This is a genomic window from Virgibacillus salexigens (genome assembly GCF_014905415.1).
In the GTDB taxonomy this organism is placed as follows: Bacteria; Bacillota; Bacilli; order Bacillales; family Amphibacillaceae; genus Virgibacillus; species Virgibacillus salexigens.
The window spans coordinates 1-362 of record NZ_BNEO01000055.1; the positions used below are offsets into that span (position 1 = coordinate 1).

General features: G+C 32.0%; 1 protein-coding gene. It reads right to left on the bottom strand.

The genetic code is table 11. The features are described 5' to 3' along the window. Positions 1-9: 9 nt before the first annotated feature. Positions 10-204: a hypothetical protein gene (locus tag JKP73_RS22195; RefSeq protein WP_012898390.1), complete on the bottom strand. Its 195-nt coding sequence runs from the start codon at positions 202-204 to the stop codon at positions 10-12. Positions 205-362 lie beyond the last annotated feature (158 nt).

Genomic DNA, 362 nt, shown 5'->3' on the forward strand with positions numbered 1-362 from the left:
TGCGTTTTTTTAATAGTCCTTAGCGAGCCACTCGGTAATGCGTTCGTATGTACTCTGACGTACTTTCTCATTACGTGTTGGGCTTTCAAGACGTCCATAAGTAAGACGATTAATACCAAGCTGATTGGCAGCTTCACCTTTTGTTAAATCTAGCACTCCTCGTTTTTTGCGTAGAGCAGTTTTAATTTCTGATGTTAAATACATTATTTTACTTCACCTTCTTTCTAGATACTTCAAAATTGAAGTATCTAGACAATAGTATAATACTTCATTTTCGAAGTGTCAAGTGATATACTTCAAAATTGAAATTTTTATTTTAAATAACTACCAAAATGTTGTATAATGATAAAGAGGTAAAAATA